This is a genomic window from Pseudomonas sp. K5002 (genome assembly GCF_013386655.1).
In the GTDB taxonomy this organism is placed as follows: Bacteria; Pseudomonadota; Gammaproteobacteria; order Pseudomonadales; family Pseudomonadaceae; genus Aquipseudomonas.
Genome location: NZ_JACARK010000500.1, coordinates 3,335 through 3,624 on the forward strand (window position 1 = coordinate 3,335; position 290 = coordinate 3,624).

General features: G+C 65.9%; 1 pseudogene. It reads right to left on the reverse strand.

Annotated features, from left to right (window positions below):
• Positions 1-34 precede the first annotated feature (34 nt).
• A pseudogene (locus tag HX846_RS21630) lies at positions 35-290 on the reverse strand (amino acid ABC transporter substrate-binding protein); the annotation flags it as partial.

The window sequence follows — 290 nt, forward strand, 5'->3', positions numbered from 1 at the left end:
CCTGCGATGACAATGGCCTATGCACCACAGGAGCCTACGGCTTGGGCGCCACCGTCACCCACCACGGCGTGTGTTGTTGAATCTGCACCGGCAAGGTCGGCAGCAGTGCATTCAGCGCCAGGTTGGTGTCGTGCAGCGGGAAGCTGCCGGTGATCCGCAGGTCGGCCACCTGTTTATCCACACCCAGGTAACCGGTGCGGTAGCGGCTCAGTTCGGCAACCACATCGCCGAGCCGCGCGTTGTCCACCACCAGCATGCCGCGCGTCCAGGCGTCGGTGCCGGGGCTGACG